The sequence below is a fragment of the Armatimonas sp. genome, from assembly GCF_043760365.1.
Classification (GTDB): Bacteria; Armatimonadota; Armatimonadia; order Armatimonadales; family Armatimonadaceae; genus Armatimonas.
The window spans coordinates 1-2,410 of the sequence record NZ_JAYUPA010000053.1 but is presented as its reverse complement, the minus strand read 5'-3'; the positions used below and the strand labels follow the sequence as shown (position 1 = coordinate 2,410).

General features: G+C 58.9%; 2 protein-coding genes and 1 pseudogene. 1 reads left to right on the top strand and 2 read right to left on the bottom strand.

Going from position 1 to position 2,410, the window contains the following annotated elements; translation table 11 throughout:
- A pseudogene (locus ACH2EH_RS01275) lies at nucleotides 1-275 on the top strand (HNH endonuclease); the annotation flags it as partial.
- A 112-nt stretch (nucleotides 276-387) separates the two neighbouring features.
- Here ACH2EH_RS01275 and ACH2EH_RS01270 read toward each other — a convergent pair.
- On the bottom strand, nucleotides 388-1,716 hold the full coding sequence (locus tag ACH2EH_RS01270; RefSeq protein WP_395138043.1) for a hypothetical protein: 1,329 nt from the start codon (nucleotides 1,714-1,716) through the stop codon (nucleotides 388-390).
- A partial coding sequence (locus tag ACH2EH_RS01265) for a rhodanese-like domain-containing protein (protein ID WP_395138041.1) occupies nucleotides 1,713-2,410 on the bottom strand: 698 nt, incomplete at its 5' end. The genes ACH2EH_RS01265 and ACH2EH_RS01270, both read right to left, overlap by 4 nt.

The following is a 2,410-nucleotide window of genomic DNA, read 5'->3' as shown; positions in this document are numbered from 1 at the left end:
ATGGGCTGGAGAACCGGGCGTATTGTTGTGGCGGGTGCAACGGCGCAAAGTACGATGGTATCGAAGCGCCCGACCCGACAACGGGCCAGCTCGCTCCCCTCTTTCACCCGCGCCAGGATCGCTGGGAAGACCATTTCACCTGGAACTCTGACCAGACGGAGATGATCGGCATCACGACGACAGGCCGCGCCACAGTTGCACGGCTCCGCCTGAATCGTGAGGAAGTAGTCCGGTTACGGCGTGTCCTCCCCCTTCTTCCGCGCCCTGCGGTCTGACATTCGGACGCATAAATGGTAGCGCCACTATCAAGGCAAGCGCCTCTCCCCCTTCGCAGCGAGGGACGAGCGATTGCCGGAGGGGGAAAGCCGTCTCAGCGGCAGGGGGAGGCTACTTATACCGCCAGTCGGGGTGGTCCGTGTAGGCGAAGGTTTCCTCGATTAGGACGAAAAGCGGTGGGTCGCTCGCCTTAAGCTGCTCGCGGCTACCGGGGCAGCGTACATCAAAGTACGCTTCCACACTTACCACCCATCTCTCTAGCCGCTGCTCGCCGTGGAGTGCTTTGAGGCGCGCGTCGAACGAGGCAGTATCGAGGCGCTTTACCCGAAGCTCGTACTGCTGCTTGTCGCGGCGCTGCTCAAAGGCCGGATCAACCGGGCGCGTGCCAACCACAGTGGCAATCGCATGGGCAAAGACGGCAACCGTGGCGGCGAGGTCGGCCTCAGTGACAGGGAGGCACTTGGTGTCGGTGCCAGGTGCGTTTGCGCCTTTGGGCAGAACGGCGAGGTAGTAGCCGTCGCCTATCAGGGCCTTGAGAATATCGTGGCGGTAGGCGAAGAGCTTGCGGATCGTGTCGTTGGCTTTAAGAAGTGCTTTGTCGCTGGTGCGAGAATGGCCCACCACGGGGAACTCGCGTGCGAGGGTAAATTTCGTAAAGACCGGCGGAATTTTATAGTGGGCAGGCGGCGGGATCACGGAGGGCTGCTGGCGGACGGAGGTGTAGCGCCAGTCGTTGGATTTGTTAAGCTTGAAGGCCGCGTGCACCAGTGCGTAGCCGTCGGGGTCGTATTTTTGGAGCTGCTCACGGGTGCCAATCGGCCCGTGGTTCCAGTTATTGACCCGGTTGCAGTCAAAGTAGCTCTGCGCGATCTCCCCCCAGTACTCGCCAGGATTCGACATGGCGTAGGTGTTTTTCCAGAGGCCCTTGGCAAGGGCGTTTTGGTAGGTCTGCCGCAGCCGTCCGCGCCAGCTTGGGTCCAGCCGACTCAGCGCCGCATCTATCGTGTGGCAAAACTCATGGACGGCGATACTCTCGTCGTCGTAGCGGTCTAGCGGCAAGCTCAGCAAGTTTTCCTCACCGAAGCTGGTCACATCGAGGCCACCCGTCCCCCGAACGCGCTCGTTCAGGTAGGCGGGATTAGGAGCGTTGCGGTACTCGGGCATCTCGGTGTAGACCTGATCTTTGCCGATAATGATCAGCCGGGTTCCGACGGTTGCCATCTTTTCCAGCACATCGGGCCGTCCGGCGAGGAGATGGGCGACGAGGTAGTGGGTTCTCAGAAGCGCCGCATCGTCCACGACGCCTCCCGCAGCGATATGGAGTCCGTTCAGACTCAGATGCTTTTTATAGAACCTTCGCGCCGCGTCTCGATCTGCCTCACGAAAGTTCGCAAAAAAGCTCTCCGGCGGCGCAGTGACCTGGATCGGTTGACGCATCATGCCACGCTCGCCAGGCGCTTGAGGTGATACGCGCAGTTCTTCGTGCATGCCTGGCCAACCTGCGCGTTATTGTGGCATTTCACGCAGACCTGCCCCTTACGTTTGCAGTAGGCGCAGTCAAAATTCTCGGTGGCGGGGTCACCACAGTGCGGGCAGAGGCCGTATTTCTGACTGGGCTGAAGTTTGCTATCCACGGCCACGCGGTGATCGAATAGAAAGCACTCACCGTCGAAGGCACCGCCGTCTGGGAACTCGGCGAAGTAGTTTAAAATCCCACCATCGAGCTGATAGACATTCTCATAGCCTTTTTCCTCCAGCGTGAGAATCGCTTTTTCGCAGCGAATCCCGCCCGTGCAGTAGATCAGAATGGTCTTGTCTTTGGGCAGTGGATTGCCGTCAATATAGTGGGCAAACTCAGAGAATTTGGTGATATTAGGGTCTAACGCGCCTCTAAACTTCCCAATACGTGTCTCATAGTCGTTGCGCGTGTCTAGCACCATCACATCGCTTTCGTTTTCTAATAAGGCATGCCACTCTTTGGGCGGCAAGTGCCGGTGCTGGTCGCTTTGCGGGAAAATTCCGGGCAGCTCCGCCGTCACAATTTCGTCGCGGATTTGAACCGTCCAGCGCCGGAAAACGGACTTCGGCGCAAACGAGTCTTTATATTTTAGCCCGGCAAACTCGGGGATTTCGA